This is a genomic window from Corynebacterium sp. HMSC06D04 (genome assembly GCF_001807315.1).
Classification (GTDB): Bacteria; Actinomycetota; Actinomycetes; order Mycobacteriales; family Mycobacteriaceae; genus Corynebacterium; species Corynebacterium simulans.
In genome coordinates, this window is the sequence record NZ_KV788547.1 from 104,113 (window position 1) to 120,942 (window position 16,830).

Here is a 16,830-nt window from a genome sequence, read left to right on the forward strand (position 1 = left end):
GACGGCAAGGCTACCTCAAACAAGGAGATTTGGGAGACTTTTTGGCGGCCGGAGATTTGGGAGATTTTCTACGAAAGGCCACTTTTCCAGCATAAAGTGCCGTCATGGCTACCAAAGCGTACCACCAGAACACGCTGAGATCGGAGTTCCAAGGCAGGGTTCGCCCGAGGAGAGCAACGACAATGCAGGTTATGCAAACGTCGACTATGCGAATTGTGGATACTGTTTTAGTTCTCACGAGGTGCCACGCAATGTTCAGTAGAAGACCGATAATTACTACAAGTGAAAACATCAATCTAGCTCTCCAAAAATAGTGCGAGCGAGTTCTTCAGTTCCCTTCTCAGTGTCGTTTGAGACGAAGGCTACTTTTGAACTCTGCGGATCGATAATGAGCATTGTCGAATATCCGTAAGTGCCTCCGTTGTGCCAGTAACCAGCGGGAACTGGGGCCTCGTTTTCTTGCCAGCCATGCTGGAAGTCGCCTTGTACGATGAGCCAATTGGCGAACAAGCTCATGTCTTTGGGTGTTGACCGAATACCGCCGGCGGCGCCACTTGCTGGAAATTCCCAGGGTTGAGCCTTTTCTCCGCGACTGGTGTAGCCATGCGGGGCATCGGAAGGAACGCTGCCTGGGGTCATGAGGTAAGTCTCGTGCATTCCAATCGGTGCAAAGATTTTCTCTTGCAGCAGTTGTTCGAAAGGCTTACCGGAAGCCTCTTCCAAGATGAGCCCGAGAAGTCCGTAGCCGAGGTTGGAATAATTCTCTTCGCCGCGACCTGCGAGGTCGGAGGAAGTGGCGGAATCGATGAGTTGCTCTTTAGTTTCTTTCGCGTAGGGGTTGCCTCCTGTGAGCATGGTGGAGATTCCGGTAAAGGGATTAGTTGCAGCGAGTCTTGGTAGCCCAGATGTGTGCTCCATTAGCTCTTCGATGCGCACATCGCTGATAGGGGAATCGCCGGTATCAAGAAACTGACCAACCCTAGCGTTGTATTTGAGGTTGCCTTCAGAGACCTCTTGGCGGATGAGTTCCGCGGTGAACATCTTGGTTACCGAACCGATTTCGACCTCGGTATGTTCGTCGGCACCAAGGCCTGCGAAGGAGGTCTCGCCGTTCGCCAGTGTAAAGGTCGTCAGATTGTGGTGTCCGCGCTGCGCATTGTCACGCAGCTTCTGGGCTAGGTCGGTCGAGCCAGTGGCCTCGGTTGCCAGGGCAATGCGGTGAGGGCCTACCAGGACAAGGCCGGATGCCACGAGAGCAGTGACCAGGAATCCGATTGCGAGTTTGCCAATGGAAAAGTTCATTAGTGCGCCTCCGCCGCCGTGATGATTGTCATGAGGGGGATGACGCGGGTCAGCCGGATTTCGAAGGTGCCGGACTTGGATTTGGCGATCCACCCGGCGCTGCTGAGTTCGTTGAGGTGGTGATAGGTGGTTCCTGTGGAGCTAACCAGGCCCTCCTGTACAAGGTCGTTGGCGCTGGCGGGCGCACACAGGAGGCGACGCAGGATCTCCGCGCGGGTGGGATGTGCGATGGCGGTAAGACGTTTGATGTTTTCTTCCCAAGACTCGTCGGTGACGAATTGGGTGGGGCGCTGCCATTGGTATTTGTACTCGCGATTGCCGATGGTGACGTCGCCGCCAAAGATGACGGAGCCGTCGGGAATGCCGGGCCCTTCTTCGAGGGCCTCGACGAGCCAGTAGCGGGAATCGGATTGTGCTTCTACATGAGTATTGCCTTCAAGAGTGGCGACTCGCTGTTCAAGAGATGCGAGTCGCTGCTCAAGAAGGTTCGAAGAGGTACTGGAATTCACATTTCTAGAATTCCAGAATTTTAAAAAATCTGCAATGTTTAGCTAATCATCGGCCACGCAGTGGAGACGTCGCTTGCGTCCTTACCTTGACCTTCCAAGTACTTCTTGAAGGATTCACGGTCCTTGTACCACTCGACGGCCTGGTACTCCATGAGCTCGTCGGTGTTCATTTGTGAAAGCTCGGGGTAACGCTGGCGGACCTGCATCCACGCGATGCGGGCTGCGGCAAGGGCGTCGGAAGTTGCTTCGTGCGCGTTTTCGAGGGTGACGCCGTAGTGTGCGGAAACGTCGCCAAGCGTGCGCTTGCCCTTGCGCCACTTGTCCTTGACGCGATCAACTACGAAAGGATCGAAAACAGGGCCGGTGACGGTGAAGTCACCGGTGAGCGCGCGCAGGACGGAGAGATCGTAGGCGGCGTTGTAGACGATGAGGGTGAGGCCATCTTCCCATGCCTGCTTGATGGAGCGGACGGTCTCTTCGAGGACTTCGTCATGCGGTTGGCCCTCGGCGCGGGCCTTCTCAGTGGTGATGCCGTGGACCTTTGCAGCGGCCTCAGGGATTTCAACGCCTGGGTCGGCGAGCATTTCGCGTTTGTCCACTTCACGGCCATCAATACGGACCAATGCGGAGGTGACGATTCGTGCTTCTTTTGGGTTTACGGAGGTGGTTTCGAGGTCGAAGGAGAGCATGCGGCTGGCGTCGAAGTTCATGTGGAACACTCTAGCGCTTCGGCCAGACATGGAGTCTGGCTAGACTGTTTCACTGTGACTAATCCAGTAGATATCCAACGCGAATGGTCCGAACTAGCGCAGGAAGTGCGCAAGCACCGGGAGCTTTATTACAACGGTGAGCCCGCGATTCCAGATGCAGATTTCGACAAGCTTTTCCAAAAGCTTCTGCAGCTAGAGGCAGAGCATCCGGAGTTGGCGGTTCCGGATTCTCCGACCCAGCAGGTCGGCGCGACCCCAGCCGAGGGCGTGGATATTGAGCACCTGGAGCGCCTCTACAGCTTGGACAATGTCTTCGATGAGACAGAGATGCAGGATTGGTTGGATAGGACTCCGGCGAAGTCCTATCTGACTGAGCTGAAGATTGACGGACTTTCCATTGATTTGGTTTACCGCGGCGGCAAGCTTGTTACGGCTGCAACGCGTGGCGACGGCCGCATCGGCGAGGATATCACTGCGAATGCGCGGGTTATTCCGGATATCCCGCATGAACTCAGCGGCAGCGATGAATATCCCGTTCCGGAGCTGGTGGAAATCCGCGGCGAGGTGTACATGCGCCCTGACGAGTTTGCGGAGATTAACGCGGCACGCCGCGAAGACGGCAAGCCGACGTTTGCCAATCCGCGCAATGCAGCGGCAGGTGGCTTGCGCATGAAGGACCCGAACGAGGTCAAGAAGCGTCGCCTGCACATGGTCTGCCATGGCATCGGTGCCCGTGAGGGCTTTGAGCCGACCTCCCAGCATGATGCGTACAAGGCGCTGGAGGCCTGGGGTTTACCGGTTTCGCCATATACAAAGAAGGTTAGCTCGGCTGCAGCCGTGCAAAAGGAAGTGAAGTATTGGGCGGAGCACCGCCATGATGCTTACTTCGAGATGGATGGCCTCGTGGTCAAGGTCGATGACTTGGCTTCGCAACGTGCGCTGGGTGCAACATCGCGCGCACCGCGTTGGGCCATCGCGTACAAGTACCCGCCGGAGGAAGTGACCACGAAGCTGCTGGACATCGAGGTCGGCGTGGGACGCACCGGCAGGATTACGCCGTTTGCAGTGATGGAACCGGTATTCGTTTCTGGTTCGACGGTGTCGAAGGCGACCCTCCACAACCAGTTCGAGGTCAAGAACAAGGGCGTGATGATTGGCGATACCATCGTCATCCGCAAGGCCGGTGAAATCATTCCTGAGGTGCTGGGGCCTGTTCTTGAACTGCGCGACGATAGCGTGCATGAGTGGGTGTTCCCGGAAAACTGCCCATCCTGTGGCACGAAGTTGGCACCGCAAAAAGATGGCGATCAAGACTGGCGTTGTCCCAATACGCGCAGCTGCCCGGCGCAGCTTTCCGCCCGCCTGGAGTATTTGGCTTCCCGCAAAGGCATGGACATTGAGGCCTTGGGTGAGAAGGCCGCCATTGACCTCATCGAGTCGGGCGTGCTTGTCGACGAAGCGGAACTCTTCGATTTGGATGAGGAAAAGCTGCTGCAGTCTTCTGCCTATACGACTAAGGCTGGAAAGCTCAATGCGCAAGGCAAAAAGCTGTTGAAGAACTTGGAAAGCGCGCGGCAGGCTGACTTTTGGCGCGTGCTGGTGAGCCTTTCGATCCGCCACGTTGGGCCGATTGCTGCGCGTGCATTGGCGACGCGTTTCGGTTCGATGGAGGCGCTGCGCGCGGCGTCGGAAAGCGAATTGGCGGACACCGATGGTGTGGGCGGGATTATCGCGGCGTCGTTTAAGGCGTGGTTCGAAATCGACTGGCACCGCAACATCGTGGAAAAGTGGGCGAATGCTGGCGTGACCATGGAAGATACGGTCACCGAAAAACTAGAGCAGACGCTCGAGGGGCTTACCATCGTCGTGACCGGCACCCTGGAGGACTTCTCCCGCGACTCGGCGAAGGAGGCCATCATCGCAAGGGGAGGAAAGGCTTCTGGCTCGGTGTCTAAGAAAACGGATTACGTCGTGGTTGGTGAGAACGCCGGCTCGAAGGAAACGAAGGCGAGGGATTTGGGCCTGACCATCTTGGATGAGGAGGGCTTTAAGGAGCTGCTGGAAGCTGGGGCGTAAACCACTTTACGTTTTGTAAGGTGGTTGTTACTCTGATGAATGTCAGGTCAGAAGTAGTGAAGGGGTACGTCATGACACAGCGTTTTAGTGGTAGGAAATTGGGTCTTCCAAGTGGCCTGAGCGAAGCTGAGGGGTGGGGCTTCGTGAAGATTGGGTTAGCAACCGCAATTTTCCTAGTGGTGAATTTTCTTATAGACACGCAGGGGTGGGGAGCCTTAGTGCGTGTGATTTTGCTGTTTATATGGCTTGCTTGGGTGTGGCGCTTTCGCGATGAGCAAACCAAGAACCGTCGTGTTCACCCTCGGGGATTTGGGCGCATCTACGCATTGAGCGCAATCCCTCCGCTAGCGTTAGCCATTTTCGGGGGTTGGCTGTGGAATGGAGAGACAAACGATCTGGCTGATGTGGTTGTAGTCGTGATTGCCAGTGCTTTGTCCGTAGCTCCAATCACGCTTTTGGGTCTATGGTTTGTAAACCAGGCTCGTAAAAACGCATAGGGGGATAAAGCGATGGACTTATCGCAAGCGCGAAATGGCCTTGATGGAACGCTGCATTCTCCAGTGCGGTTAAGCATCCTTGGGGCGCTGAATTCAGTTGACTCGGTTGACTATCAGACGCTAAAGGATGCCCTTGGTGTCAGCTATTCGCTTCTGACTAAGCACATTGGAATCTTGGAACAGGCCGGCTTAGTGAAAGTGGATAAGCAATTTGTTTCCCGCACGCCGGTAACCAATCTGAAGCTTACGAAGCAGGGCAGGCAGCAATTTGAGGACTACCTGCTCTGTTTGGATAGGATTGTTCAGGGCTTGACGGCTGAGCCGCTAGATTAGCGGAGGAAAGCACCCAAAATCGTGCCGAGATTGCCCAAGTGGTCTACCTCGGAAGCGAGGTAATCCGGCCCGCCGACTCGGCCCATGACGATGACGTAGTTGGTGCCAACCAGTGGGGCTGCGGCCAGCGCGGAATCGAGAAGTGACCAGGACTCGGGGATCCAATCCTCGCGGTCTGGGTTCAAGATTCGGGCAGTGTCGACGTCAATGCTTTCGGGGATGGTGCCGTCGTCGGCGGGAGCGGCATCGGAGCCAACCACGCGGCTGATGGGGGCATTGTTGTTGATTACGATGGCCCAGTTAGAGGTAAGTGCCTTTGGGATGGCCGCGCAGACCTCCTCCATAGCGGCGGTGACGTTCTTCTTGGAAGCGACGTCGGCAAGCAAGCTAATCTGCCCCCGGCGATCGACGCGGCCGCTGAAGGGGCGGATCGAATCGATATCGACGCCGTCGACGCCTTGGGCGGCGGTGATGATTTCATCGGCCATTGCGCCCTTGGGTAGCTCAATCACGATGTCATCCATGACTGAACCATCAGGGAAGTTTTCCACGATGTCGACGGATTCGATATTGGCGTCGACGTTGCCTAAAGCGTCCGCTAACTTGCCTAAGCTACCGGGGGTATCGGGAAGGAGGACACGGACGAGGAAGGACATTTTTAACTTTCGGTCGTAAGAATAGTTTTCACTATCGTACAAGCCCAATTCCACAGTGTTCAATAGAAATTTTCTGGAAAACCGGAATTAAATTCGCGTGTAGGTGATCGGGGACCGGTGCTGTGTCGGAACCTGTTCGTGCAGTACCATGGTGCGATAGCTACAAGCATGTAACCAATCACGTCTGTGTATTAAAGGATGGAGAACGCGTGTCTGAGATTTCGCGTGAAGAGGTCGCGCACCTGGCTAAGCTGTCGCGCCTTGCGCTAAGCGACGAAGAGCTGGAGCAGTTTGCGACGCAGATCGACAAGATTGTCGATTCCGTGTCTGCCGTGGGCAAGGTCGACGCCGAGGGCGTCGAGCCGATGTCCCACCCGCACTCCGTGGTCGCTCCGATGCGTGAGGACGTCATCGTGCGCACCCTGACCGCCGAGCAGGCCTTGGATCAGGCTCCGGCTGCCGAGGATGATCGTTTCGTAGTACCGCAGATTTTGGGTGGAGGAGAAGAATAATGTCGACTTTCATTGCACCTGAAGAAGGAATTTTAAGCCTTTCCGCTGCGGAGCTGGCGGATAAGATCCATTCCCGTGAGCTGACCTCCCGCGAGGTGACGCAGGCATTCTTGGATCGCATCGCGGAGACCAACGACGAGCTCAACGCATTCCTCTACGTCGGTGCGGAGCAGGCGCTGGCTACTGCCGACGCCGTCGATAAGGCGCTCGATGCGGGCGAAAAGCCGGCCTCCGCACTGGCTGGCGTTCCTCTGGCTCTGAAGGACCTGCTGGTTACTACCGACGCCCCGACTACCGCAGCTTCCAAGATGCTGGAGGGCTGGATGTCTCCTTATGACGCAACCTTGGTCACCAAGCTGCGTGAGGCGGGCATCCCGATTCTGGGCAAGACCAACTTGGACGAGTTTGCAATGGGTTCCTCCAATGAGAACTCCGCGTATGGCCCGGCACATAACCCGTACGACACCGAGCGCACCCCGGGTGGCTCCGGTGGCGGTACTGCTGCGGCTCTTGCGGCAGGCCAGGCGCCGTTGGGCATCGGTACCGATACTGGCGGATCGATCCGTCAGCCGGCAGCTCTGACCAATACCGTCGGCGTGAAGCCGACCTACGGCACGGTTTCTCGTTATGGCCTCATCGCTGCTGCTTCTTCTCTGGATCAGGCTGGCCCCACCGCCCGCACGGTTCTGGATACCGCGCTGCTGCATGAGGTTATCGCTGGCCACGACGCATTCGACGCAACCTCCGTGGATAAGCCGGTCGCGCCGGTCGTGGAGGCTGCGCGCGAAGGAGCAAAGGGCGATCTTACTGGCGTCAAGGTCGGCCTCATTAAGCAATTTGAGCGCGACGGCTGGCAGCCGGGCGTCATGGAGGCTTACCACGCAGCGGTAGAGCAGCTTAAAGAACAGGGCGCGGAGATTGTCGAGGTGGACTGCCCGCACTTTGATGATGCGCTGGCCGCCTACTACCTGATTATGCCGTGTGAGGTTTCTTCTAACCTAGCGCGCTTCGACGGCATGCGCTATGGCCTGCGCGAGGGCGACGATGGATCGCACTCCGCAGAAGAGGTTATGTCTTTGTCCCGTGCGGCGGGATTTGGTCCTGAGGTCAAGCGCCGCATCATGCTGGGCACTTATGCGTTGTCCGTGGGTTACTACGATGCGTACTACCTGCAGGCACAGCGCGTGCGAACGCTGATTGCGCAGGACTTTAAGAAGGCCTTCGAGAAGGTCGATGTCTTGGTTTCCCCGACCACCCCAACCACCGCATTCAAGCTGGGCGAGAAGGTTGAGGATCCGATGGCGATGTACAACTTCGACCTGTGCACGCTGCCATTGAACCTCGCGGGTGTGTGCGGCATGTCCGTGCCCGCCGGCATGGCATCTGATACCAACCTGCCGACGGGCCTGCAGATCATGGCCCCGGCCTTCGCAGATGACCGCCTGTACAAGGTCGGCGCTGCCTACGAAGCTGGCCGTAAGTAGCTAGCTTTTACTTCGCGTCTGAGAGGACGTAGGAAGCACCCGCGGAGGCCGCCGTTACGCTCAGCACGGCGGGCCACGCGCCAATCTTCTTGGCCAGCGGGTGCGAGGCGCCGAATGCGCCTACATAGAGCGCGGACAGGGCAGCGGTGGTAGCTGGGTTGGTCTTTTCCAACCAGCTGCGGCCGGCCCAGATTCCGGCTGCACCGAGGATGACGCCGCCCAACGGGCGAATGCCGGTCTCCTTGGCGCTGAGCCAGCCACCAATGAGGCCAAAGGCCACGGTGGTAGCAGTGGATACTTGCTGTGGTTTCTTGATATCGATCATTGCCATGTCGGCCAGTTTAGGCCCGTGTCCGTTGCTGTCGCTAGACTTCGCAGTCATGAATGTGCCCACTTTTGAAGCTGAAGGATTACCACCAGAGCGGCAGGCGTGGCGGGCGATGTTCGCCTTGTCGCTGGGCTTTTTCGTGTCATTGCTCGATCAGTCAATGATCGCAGTTGCTTTGCCTAGCATCCAGAAAGGGCTAGGTGCCTCTATCAACGGGGTGCTGTGGGTCTCGGCTATTTATTTGTTGGGCGTGGTCGTTCCATTGCTGTGCACGGGCCGCCTGGGAGACATTTTCGGGCAAAAGCGAATGTTCCAACTGGGCGTGAGTGTATTCGGTTTGGGTGCGCTGGCCTGTGCTTTAGCGCCCAATATTTCGGTTCTGATCGCCGCCCGTGCGGTGCAGGGTGTGGGCGCCTCGTTGCAGATGCCGCAGTCGATGGCTGTCATCAATCGCGTCTTTGCCCGCGAGCGGCGGGGACGTGCGCTTGGCGTGTGGGGAGTTATTGGTTCGGTCGCTTCACTTTTGGGACCTTTGCTGGGCGGATTCCTTGTTGGTGGCTTTGGCTGGCCGGCAGTGTTTTGGGCGCACGTTCCTTTCGTGGTTGCGGCAGTGGTGCTTTCGGCCATGTGGGTTCCGGCGCTGAAGACCACAGCGCGCAAGGTCGACGGCGTTTCGGTGGCGGTGTCCTTTATTGCTTTGAGCGCCCTCGTGTTCGGCATTCAGCAAGGCCCTGAGACTGGCTGGGATGGCTGGATTTGGGCACTGTTGGCTGTAGGACTCGCAGGTCTGGGAGCCTTTGTGTGGCTGCAATCTCGAGCTGGCAGCGAGGCTTTGGTGCCGCTGCGGCTTTTCGACGACCGCAATTACTCCGCGGGCAGCTTCGCAATCGTTGCCATGGGGTTTATGGCCGCGTCGATGATGCTGCCCATCATGTTGTGGCTTCAGCAAGACAAGGGGGTTGGGGCGGCAACTGCAGGAGTCATCGTGGCGCCGATGGCCGTGGTGTCTTTACTGATTTCACCGGTGGCTGGAATCTTGGCGGATCGCCTGGACCCGCGGCGGTTGGCGATTACCGGTTTCGTGATTATGACGGCGTCGTTTAGCGCGGCGCTCGTGGTGATTAATCTAGATTTCGGCGCGTGGTGGATGTGCGCGCCTATTGCTGTGCTGGGCTGCGGGCAATCCTTCATCTGGGGCTCGAATGCAGCGACCACTATGCGCGACGTACCGCCGGAGCTAATGGGGGCTGCTTCGGGCGTGTACAACACCTCGCGCCAGGTGGGCTCGGTCCTCGGCGTCGCGGCAGTCTCGGCCGCACTTCAGGTGGCGGGTATTTCTGCTGCACTTTTCGTCATCATAGCGGTGCTTGTAGTCGGTGGGCTGGCTTCCTTAAGCTTTCGGGACACCCTGCACGGTGCGAGCGAAATTATGAGCGGGTAAGTTGGAACTCATGCGCCTTGCTGTACTTACCTCCGGCGGCGATTGCCCCGGCCTGAATGCTGTTATCCGCGCGGTTGTTCGCACCGCTTCCAACGAATTCGGTTCCACAGTCGTGGGCTACGAAGACGGTTGGGTAGGCCTGATGGAAGATCGCCGGCGAGATCTTTATGACGACGCCGAAATCGATCGCATCCTGTTGCGTGGCGGAACCATTCTGGGTACTGGCCGTCTGCACCCCGATAAGTTCAAGGCTGGTCTGGATACCATCAAGGCAAATATGGAAGACGCTGGCGTTGACGCGCTCATTGCCATCGGTGGCGAGGGCACGCTAAAGGGCGCGAAGTGGCTGTCCGACAATGGAATTCCGGTCATTGGTGTACCAAAAACTATTGACAACGACGTTAACGCCACCGACTACACCTTCGGTTTCGATACCGCAGTATCCGTGGCTACTGACGCTATCGACCGCCTGCACACCACTGCTGAGTCCCATGACCGCATCCTCATCGTGGAGGTCATGGGCCGTCACGTGGGTTGGATTGCACTGCACGCGGGCATGGCCGGCGGCGCGCACTATACGGTCATTCCCGAGGTGCCTTTCGATATCGCCGACATCACCAAGGCGATGGAACGCCGTTTCCAGATGGGCGAGAAGTACGGAATCATCTGTGTGGCTGAGGGTGCGTTGCCGAAGGAAGGCACCATGGACTTTGAAGAGGGCGGAGTTGATCAGTTCGGTCACCAGACCTTCAACGGTATCGGCCAGGTTATCGGTGACGAGATTAAGAAGCGCACCGGCTACGACGTGCGTACCACGGTGCTAGGCCACATCCAGCGTGGCGGTACGCCGACTGCTTATGACCGTGTGCTTGCAACGCGCTACGGAGTCCATGCCGCTCGCGCCGCTCACGATGGCAAGTCGGGCATGTGCGTGGCGCTGCATGGCGAGAGCATCGACCTGGTTCCGCTGGAAGAAGCCGTGGGCAAGCTGAAGGTTGTTCCGCCGAAGCGTTATGCCAACGCCCAAGCGTTGTTTGGCTAGATAGGACGCATATAAAAAATGTCACCTCGCCTGTGAGGTGACATTTTTCGTTTTGCCTAGAAATGGATGCGAAGGGCGGGCACGTCGGCGTCGACAATCCACGGCTCCGCAGTGATGCGAATCGGGGGTTCGCCCTCCGCGAAGGCCATGGTGTCGCCATCCTTTAAGGTCGCGCCTTGTTGGGCGTAGTCAGCAATGTTGGCAAGCATGGAGTACAGTTCGTCGGGGCTGCCCTGGAAGTCGCGGATCTGGAGTTCTGGGTGGCCGAGCATGGGCATGCCCAAAGTATAGGCCTGAAGGCCGTTGTCGTCCTGTGCCACCCAAGTGGACGCGAGGTAGTGCGCGGGCAGCTTATCGGCCACAGCTTCAACGTAGTTTTCCGTGCTCTCGGCCACGCGGCCCACGGAGTTAAGGACCGCAATTGCGCCGGGAGTCTGGGCAATTGCCGACGTCGCAAGGCCTAACGTGACCAGCTGGTGCAGACGGGCCTCGCGGGTGTTCTTGATGAGTTCGAGGCGCTCGTTAGAGGGGAAGACGTTGATAAGGACCATGCACGCGATGTCCTCCCAGCCTGCAGGATCGCCGGACAGAATTGGGTGCTGATGGAAGGATGGATCACCTTCAAGGTCTGCTCGAGTTGCTGCGGCCGGAGTAAACGCGAGGGCATACTCGTCGTTGATTTCTACGACCATGGACTTCTCCGATTTCTCCAGCGGTCCGAGGTTCTTGCCGAAGGCTTGTGTAATCATGGACTTCATCGCTTCGGTATCGGGCGCGCTGTCGAAGAACACGAGGGAGGTGGCCAGAGACGTGACGAGGCCATAGTCAACAGCGTGTGGGGTTCCTTGTGGGGAAGCGGTGGTCATTGAGGGCTCCTTAGCTGTTTGTGGCTTGCTTTCGCTGTAGTTTCGCTTTAGTTATGCGGTGGTTTCGGGCGCACGCCGCGTAACCGTATCGGCCATCATAGGGGAATGCATGCGCGTTCGTGGCTTCATACTAAGATGGCACCCATGACTGCTGCGATTTATGACCTGATGGACTACGACGAGGTCCTAGAGAAGTTCGAACCAGTAATGGGTATGGAAGTTCACGTCGAGCTCAATACCCAAACCAAGATGTTTTCCACATCGCCGACGAACTTCAACGCAGCGCCGAACTCGAACGTCGACCCAGTGTCCTTGGGCCTGCCAGGCGCACTGCCGGTAGTCAACTCTGCCGGCGTCGAGGGCGCAATCAAGATTGGTCTTGCGCTCAACTGCAAGATCGCTGAGTCTTCTCGGTTCGCGCGCAAAAACTACTTCTACCCAGACCAGCCGAAGAACTACCAGATCTCTCAGTACGACGAGCCGATCGCGTACGACGGTTACCTGGATGTCGTTCTGGAGGATGGCACCGAGTGGCGCGTTGAGATCGAGCGAGCACACATGGAGGAAGACACCGGCAAGCTGACTCACATCGGTGGCGCTACCGGCCGTATCCATGGTGCGACGAGCTCCCTGGTGGACTGTAACCGCGCCGGCATCCCGCTCATCGAGATCGTTACCAAGCCGATCATCGGCGCTGGCGAGCGCGCTCCTGAGGTTGCCAAGGCTTATGTTTCCGCTTTGCGCGAGCTGGTTGCAGCCCTCGGTGTTTCTGATGCTCGCATGGACCAGGGCTCTATGCGCGTTGACTCCAACCTCTCCCTGCGCCCGGTGGGCCAGGAGGAGTTTGGTACCCGTACCGAGACCAAGAATATTAACTCCCTGAAGTCCGTGGAGCAGGCAGTGCGCTTCGAAATGCAGCGCCAGGCCCAGGTCATCACCGATGGCGGCGAGATCGTCCAGGAGACCCGCCACTACCAGGAGGCGGATGGTTCTACCTCCAAGGGACGTCCAAAGGAGACCGCTGAGGATTACCGCTACTTCAACGACCCGGATCTGCCGCCGGTTATCGTTTCCCGCGAGTGGGTGGAAGAGATCCGCAAGACCTTGCCGGAGATGCCATGGATCCGCCGCGCTCGCATCCAGGAAGAGTGGGGCTTGAAGGATGAAGAAATGCGTGACCTCGTCAATGCTGGCGCGCTTGATCTCATCGTCGCTACCGCTGAAGCTGGCGCGAAGCCGGATGAGGCACGTTCCTGGTGGGTTTCTTACCTGGCGGGTAAGGCGAACGAGGCCGGCGTGGAGCTTAGCGCTCTCGATATCAGCCCGGAGCAGGTCGCGCGCGTTATCGCATTGATTAACGAGGGCAAGCTGACCAACAAGTTGGCGCGCCAGGCGGTCGACGGCGTCTTGGCGGGCGAGGGGGACGTTGACGAGGTCGTCGCTAAGCGCGGGCTCGAGGTTGTGCGTGACGACGGCGCGATTGAAGCTGCTGTTGACGAGGCTCTTGCCGCTAACCCGGACATCGTGGAGAAGTACAAGGCTGGCAACACGAAGGTCACCGGCGCCATCGTGGGTGCCGTCATGAAGGCCACCCGCGGCAAGGCAGACCCAGCGCAGGTTAACAAGCTGATTGCGGAGAAACTGCAGGGTTAATTGAGTTTTGGGAGCCATTTTCATTAGGCGCCGGTAATGAAAACAGGCGTAGGGTGGTTCTCATGCCAATTAAGACTAAAGCACTTCAGAAGACCTCTCCCGATGCACCATTCAAGGTCGTGGAAATCGAGCGCCGCGACCCGCGCGAGGATGATGTAGTTATCGACATCAAGGCCGCGGGTATCTGCCACTCTGATATCCACACCATTCGTAATGAGTGGGGAGAGGCTCATTTCCCGCTGACCGTCGGTCACGAGATCGCCGGAGTTGTCTCCGCGGTGGGCGAGAACGTCACCCAGTTCAAGGTTGGTGACCGCGTCGGCGTCGGCTGCCTCGTCAACTCCTGCGGAGAGTGCGAGCAGTGCCAGGCCGCTATGGAGCAGAACTGCTTGAACGGCAACGTTGGCACCTATAACTCTAAAGACGTCGACGGGACCATCACGCAGGGTGGCTACGCGCAAAAGGTCGTTGTTAACGAGAATTTTGTTCTGCGCATTCCAGACGGACTCGACTTCGACGTTGCCGCACCGCTGCTGTGTGCAGGTATCACCACCTACTCACCCCTAGCGCGTTGGAACGTCCAGGAGGGGGATAAAGTAGCCATCGTCGGTCTCGGCGGCCTGGGCCACATGGGCGTCCAGATTGCTGCGGCAAAGGGCGCAGACGTCACCGTGCTCTCCCGTACCTCACGCAAGGCGGAGGAAGCGAAGAAGCTTGGCGCACACCGCACGCTCGCAACCTCTGAGGAAGAGGACTTCTTCAAGAACCACCGTGGTGAGTTCGATTTCATCCTCTCCACGATTTCGGCGCAGTACGATCTTGAGGGCTACCTTGGGCTGCTGAAGCCACGCGGCACTATGTCCGTGGTTGGCCTGCCTCCGGAGGCAATGTCGCTGAAGCTCAGCCGAATTGTTGGCGGCGGTAAGGTCCTCACGGGCAACAATATCGGCGGCATCGCCGAGACTCAGGAGATGCTCGACTTCTGTGCGGAGCATGGTTTGGGTGCAGTCATCGAGAAGGTGGATGTAGACGAGGTTGACGCAGCTTACGCTCGCGTGGTCGAAGGTGACGTCAAGTTCCGATTCGTAATTGATACCGAATCGTTTAATAACTAAATACTTCTCGGGTTTCCACAGGTCCGGGCGCTTTTCTATCGAGCCTAGTTTTCAGGTTTTAAAGGATTGGCGCTCGGGCGTTTGTGATTTGCGGGCTAGGCTTGCGTACTCTTGATCGAGGCTATCGTTTATTAAATCGTCTAATAAGTAAGGCAATCAGACACACGTGTCTACCAAAAATATTCTGTCCATTTCTTTGTCCTTCGTGGGACTGCTCGTCGGTGCCGGCTTTGCAACCGGCCAGGAAGTCGTGCAGTACTTCACGTCCTTTGGCCTATCTGGCGTGTGGGGAATCATCGTTGCTGGCATCGTAATGACGCTGGCCGGCACAGTCTTCCTGCAGTTGGGTAGCTACTTCCATGCCTCAGAGCACAACCAGGTATTCCGTGAGGTCACCCACCCAATCGTTTCCAAGTGCCTCGATGTGGCCGTTATCTTGACCTTGTTTGCGGTCGGCTTCGTGATGTTGGCAGGCGCAGGTTCCAACCTAGAGCAGCAGTTCGGCTGGTCGGCTTGGGTGGGCTCACTGCTCATGCTCGTCATGGTCATGGGTGTGGGCATGCTCGACGTCAACAAGGTCTCGCAGGTCATCGGTATGCTCACGCCAACCATCATCATCGCGGTTTTGGGCGTTGGCATCTACACGTTGATGAACATGCCCGCTGATCCGGGTGCCGCTATCGCAGCTTCTGCTGAGATCGAGTCTCCGATCTCCAACTGGTTGGTTTCAGCGCTCAACTACAACGGCCTAGCTCTGATTCTCGCGGTGTCCATGTCCCTGGTTATCGGTGGCGATAACATCAGCCCGCGCGAAGCAGGCTGGGGCGGCGTTGTCGGCGGCTCTCTCTATGCGGTCCTGATGGGAATCGCAGGCTTTACGCTGCTGATGAACACCGATATGCTCGGTGACTCTGACATTCCGATGCTGACCTTGGTTGACTCCATCCACCCAGTACTGGGCGTCATCATGGCAATTATCATCTACCTGATGATCTTCAATACCGCTATCGGCATGTTCTACGCGCTGGGCAAGCGTCTGTCCGCTGGCCATGAAGACCGTTACCGTCCGATCTTCCTGGCGGGCTGCCTGGCAGGCTTTGCGGTTTCTTTCGCCGGCTTCAAGACTCTGATGCAGTACGTTTACCCGGTTCTGGGTTACATTGGCTTCATTCTGGTGGTCATCTTGGCCGTTGCGTGGCTGCGTTCCCTTGGCCAGATCCGGGATGAGGGCATGCGCCGCGAGCGTATCCGTGCCCTGATGCACCTGAAGCTGCACCCAGATAAGGAATACGACGCTGCTCGTTACGATGACGAAATCGGCCAACACATCGTTGACTCCAACATGGAGGACGAGACACTGTACGAGGATCTGGCGACCGAAGTTGCAGAGAGTCTAGACGGTGACGAGGAGGTCGACTTCGATAAGGACGAGTGGGAAGAGAACCGCAACGAAGCGACCTACTACACCGAGCGCGATGCAGTCGAGACTGACCGCTCTGAAGAAGAAATCAAGGCGTGGATTGAGGAAACCGGCGCTACCGGTGACCCAGAAGAGGACGAGGAGCTTCCTGCCGAATCTGGCGAGGCCAAGCCCTTCACGCCAAACAGCAAGTAAAAATACTCGCTAATGAAGAAGTAGCTTCGCTGTCAGAACCATCATCACGCAACCGATAGCGAAGTTCACATAACGCCATGTGATGGGCTTTGCAAGCACAGGCGAAAGCTTGAATGCTCCATAGCCCAGGGTGGGGAACCACACGGCACTGGCCAGCAGCGCGCCGGCGGCAAAAAGCCAGCGCTGCTGGCCATATTGCTGTGCAATGCCGCCAAGCATGACCAATACGTCAACGTATGCCAGGGGGTTGAGCCAGGTCAGTGCCATCGCTCCCATAACGGGTTTTAGCCAGGTGCGTGACTTAAGGCGGGGTTTGGTTATGACGGCAGTAGAGCCGTGGACTGGCCGTGGCTGCACCGTGGGCTGAGTGCTTTCGACGACGAGTGCCTCTTGTTCCTTCTTGAAGGCATCGCGGAAGCAGCTAAAGCCAAAGTAAAGCAGATAGGCCGCACCTAGGTACTTCATGATGACTAGGCCGGTAGGGAACTTTTCCACGAGGACGCCCATGCCGCCGACACCGGCATTGATCAGGATGACGTCGCTAAGCAAGCAGGCGAGGATGATGGCGCTAATGTGATCGCGTTTAACACCCATCTTGATGATGTACGCATTTTGGGGGCCAATGGCGATGATCAGAGATAGACCGAGAAGGAAGCCTGCGAGCAGAATTGACATGAGACTTAGTGTGCCT

At 57.6% G+C, this 16,830-nt stretch carries 17 protein-coding genes; 10 read left to right on the plus strand and 7 right to left on the minus strand.

Annotated elements, in window-relative coordinates; translation table 11 throughout:
- Positions 1 to 291: 291 nt before the first annotated feature.
- The 3 genes from HMPREF3155_RS06310 to HMPREF3155_RS06320 are packed head-to-tail and all read right to left on the minus strand — an operon-like array spanning position 292 to position 2,521.
- Entirely contained in the window at positions 292 to 1,302 is a 1,011-nt protein-coding gene (locus HMPREF3155_RS06310; protein ID WP_141748359.1) for a serine hydrolase domain-containing protein, read from the minus strand.
- Positions 1,302 to 1,811, minus strand: coding sequence for an ArsR/SmtB family transcription factor (locus HMPREF3155_RS06315; RefSeq protein ID WP_070432865.1), 510 nt, complete (start codon positions 1,809 to 1,811; stop codon positions 1,302 to 1,304). Before HMPREF3155_RS06315 ends, HMPREF3155_RS06310 begins: the two co-directional genes overlap by 1 nt.
- A 38-nt stretch (positions 1,812 to 1,849) precedes the next feature.
- The gene (locus tag HMPREF3155_RS06320; protein WP_070432866.1) at positions 1,850 to 2,521 is read right to left on the minus strand and encodes a 3'-5' exonuclease; all 672 of its coding nucleotides are present in this window, start codon (positions 2,519 to 2,521) and stop codon (positions 1,850 to 1,852) included.
- Positions 2,522 to 2,575: 54 nt separating this feature from the next.
- Here HMPREF3155_RS06320 and ligA point away from each other — a divergent pair, with 54 nt between their 5' ends.
- The 3 genes from ligA (at position 2,576) to HMPREF3155_RS06335 (ending at position 5,427) form a co-directional block, all read left to right on the plus strand.
- A complete protein-coding gene (gene ligA, locus HMPREF3155_RS06325) occupies positions 2,576 to 4,597 on the plus strand; it encodes an NAD-dependent DNA ligase LigA (protein ID WP_070432867.1) in 2,022 nt (673 codons plus the stop codon).
- Between the two features lie 71 nt (positions 4,598 to 4,668).
- The gene (locus HMPREF3155_RS06330) at positions 4,669 to 5,094 is read left to right on the plus strand and encodes a hypothetical protein (RefSeq protein WP_070732928.1); all 426 of its coding nucleotides are present in this window, start codon (positions 4,669 to 4,671) and stop codon (positions 5,092 to 5,094) included.
- 12 nt (positions 5,095 to 5,106) lie between these two features.
- Positions 5,107 to 5,427, plus strand: a complete 321-nt coding sequence (locus tag HMPREF3155_RS06335) for a winged helix-turn-helix domain-containing protein (RefSeq protein WP_061922071.1) — start codon at positions 5,107 to 5,109, stop codon at positions 5,425 to 5,427.
- On the opposite strand, the gene HMPREF3155_RS06340 is transcribed toward HMPREF3155_RS06335, so the two are convergent.
- A complete protein-coding gene (locus HMPREF3155_RS06340; RefSeq protein WP_061922074.1) occupies positions 5,424 to 6,083 on the minus strand; it encodes an ACT domain-containing protein in 660 nt (219 codons plus the stop codon). The two genes, HMPREF3155_RS06335 and HMPREF3155_RS06340, sit on opposite strands and share 4 nt — an antisense overlap.
- Before the next feature lie 209 nt (positions 6,084 to 6,292).
- On the opposite strand from HMPREF3155_RS06340, the gene gatC reads away from it, so the two are divergent.
- A complete protein-coding gene (gene gatC / locus HMPREF3155_RS06345) occupies positions 6,293 to 6,595 on the plus strand; it encodes an Asp-tRNA(Asn)/Glu-tRNA(Gln) amidotransferase subunit GatC (RefSeq protein WP_061922076.1) in 303 nt (100 codons plus the stop codon).
- A complete protein-coding gene (gene gatA, locus HMPREF3155_RS06350) occupies positions 6,595 to 8,079 on the plus strand; it encodes an Asp-tRNA(Asn)/Glu-tRNA(Gln) amidotransferase subunit GatA (RefSeq protein ID WP_061922079.1) in 1,485 nt (494 codons plus the stop codon). Before gatC ends, gatA begins: the two co-directional genes overlap by 1 nt.
- Before the next feature lie 7 nt (positions 8,080 to 8,086).
- Here the strand turns inward: gatA and HMPREF3155_RS06355 are convergent, their stop codons facing one another.
- Positions 8,087 to 8,410, minus strand: a complete 324-nt coding sequence (locus tag HMPREF3155_RS06355; protein ID WP_062044255.1) for a hypothetical protein — start codon at positions 8,408 to 8,410, stop codon at positions 8,087 to 8,089.
- 49 nt (positions 8,411 to 8,459) lie between these two features.
- Between HMPREF3155_RS06355 and HMPREF3155_RS06360 the strand changes: the two genes are divergently transcribed.
- Both HMPREF3155_RS06360 and HMPREF3155_RS06365 read left to right on the plus strand, forming a co-directional pair.
- Positions 8,460 to 9,848 carry a DHA2 family efflux MFS transporter permease subunit gene (locus HMPREF3155_RS06360; RefSeq protein WP_070432869.1) on the plus strand — a complete coding sequence of 463 codons (1,389 nt, stop codon included), beginning with the start codon at positions 8,460 to 8,462 and terminating at the stop codon, positions 9,846 to 9,848.
- Between the two features lie 10 nt (positions 9,849 to 9,858).
- Complete coding sequence (locus HMPREF3155_RS06365; RefSeq protein ID WP_061922085.1) at positions 9,859 to 10,890, plus strand: ATP-dependent 6-phosphofructokinase; 1,032 nt, start codon at positions 9,859 to 9,861, stop codon at positions 10,888 to 10,890.
- A gap of 56 nt (positions 10,891 to 10,946) precedes the next feature.
- On the opposite strand, the gene HMPREF3155_RS06370 is transcribed toward HMPREF3155_RS06365, so the two are convergent.
- Positions 10,947 to 11,756: a DUF4261 domain-containing protein gene (locus HMPREF3155_RS06370; RefSeq protein ID WP_061922088.1), complete on the minus strand. Its 810-nt coding sequence runs from the start codon at positions 11,754 to 11,756 to the stop codon at positions 10,947 to 10,949.
- Positions 11,757 to 11,900: 144 nt separating this feature from the next.
- On the opposite strand from HMPREF3155_RS06370, the gene gatB reads away from it, so the two are divergent.
- From gatB to HMPREF3155_RS06385, 3 genes are all read left to right on the plus strand, one after another.
- A complete protein-coding gene (gatB, locus tag HMPREF3155_RS06375) occupies positions 11,901 to 13,409 on the plus strand; it encodes an Asp-tRNA(Asn)/Glu-tRNA(Gln) amidotransferase subunit GatB (protein WP_061922090.1) in 1,509 nt (502 codons plus the stop codon).
- A 62-nt stretch (positions 13,410 to 13,471) separates the two neighbouring features.
- A complete protein-coding gene (locus HMPREF3155_RS06380; protein ID WP_070432870.1) occupies positions 13,472 to 14,524 on the plus strand; it encodes an NAD(P)-dependent alcohol dehydrogenase in 1,053 nt (350 codons plus the stop codon).
- Positions 14,525 to 14,690: 166 nt separating this feature from the next.
- Positions 14,691 to 16,139, plus strand: coding sequence for a YkvI family membrane protein (locus HMPREF3155_RS06385; protein ID WP_061922096.1), 1,449 nt, complete (start codon positions 14,691 to 14,693; stop codon positions 16,137 to 16,139).
- 9 nt (positions 16,140 to 16,148) lie between these two features.
- Here the strand turns inward: HMPREF3155_RS06385 and HMPREF3155_RS06390 are convergent, their stop codons facing one another.
- Positions 16,149 to 16,814, minus strand: coding sequence for a LysE/ArgO family amino acid transporter (locus HMPREF3155_RS06390; protein WP_070432871.1), 666 nt, complete (start codon positions 16,812 to 16,814; stop codon positions 16,149 to 16,151).
- Positions 16,815 to 16,830 lie beyond the last annotated feature (16 nt).

Coding starts and splice junctions, on each gene's coding strand:
- HMPREF3155_RS06310 (WP_141748359.1), bottom strand. CDS start 1,302: ATGAACTTTTCCATTGGCAAACTCGCAATCGGATTCCTGGTCACTGCT.
- HMPREF3155_RS06370 (WP_061922088.1), bottom strand. CDS start 11,756: ATGACCACCGCTTCCCCACAAGGAACCCCACACGCTGTTGACTATGGC.
- gatB (WP_061922090.1), top strand. CDS start 11,901: ATGACTGCTGCGATTTATGACCTGATGGACTACGACGAGGTCCTAGAG.
- HMPREF3155_RS06330 (WP_070732928.1), top strand. CDS start 4,669: ATGACACAGCGTTTTAGTGGTAGGAAATTGGGTCTTCCAAGTGGCCTG.
- HMPREF3155_RS06335 (WP_061922071.1), top strand. CDS start 5,107: ATGGACTTATCGCAAGCGCGAAATGGCCTTGATGGAACGCTGCATTCT.
- HMPREF3155_RS06380 (WP_070432870.1), top strand. CDS start 13,472: ATGCCAATTAAGACTAAAGCACTTCAGAAGACCTCTCCCGATGCACCA.
- HMPREF3155_RS06340 (WP_061922074.1), bottom strand. CDS start 6,083: ATGTCCTTCCTCGTCCGTGTCCTCCTTCCCGATACCCCCGGTAGCTTA.
- HMPREF3155_RS06360 (WP_070432869.1), top strand. CDS start 8,460: ATGAATGTGCCCACTTTTGAAGCTGAAGGATTACCACCAGAGCGGCAG.
- HMPREF3155_RS06365 (WP_061922085.1), top strand. CDS start 9,859: ATGCGCCTTGCTGTACTTACCTCCGGCGGCGATTGCCCCGGCCTGAAT.
- HMPREF3155_RS06320 (WP_070432866.1), bottom strand. CDS start 2,521: ATGAACTTCGACGCCAGCCGCATGCTCTCCTTCGACCTCGAAACCACC.
- HMPREF3155_RS06390 (WP_070432871.1), bottom strand. CDS start 16,814: ATGTCAATTCTGCTCGCAGGCTTCCTTCTCGGTCTATCTCTGATCATC.
- gatA (WP_061922079.1), top strand. CDS start 6,595: ATGTCGACTTTCATTGCACCTGAAGAAGGAATTTTAAGCCTTTCCGCT.
- HMPREF3155_RS06355 (WP_062044255.1), bottom strand. CDS start 8,410: ATGGCAATGATCGATATCAAGAAACCACAGCAAGTATCCACTGCTACC.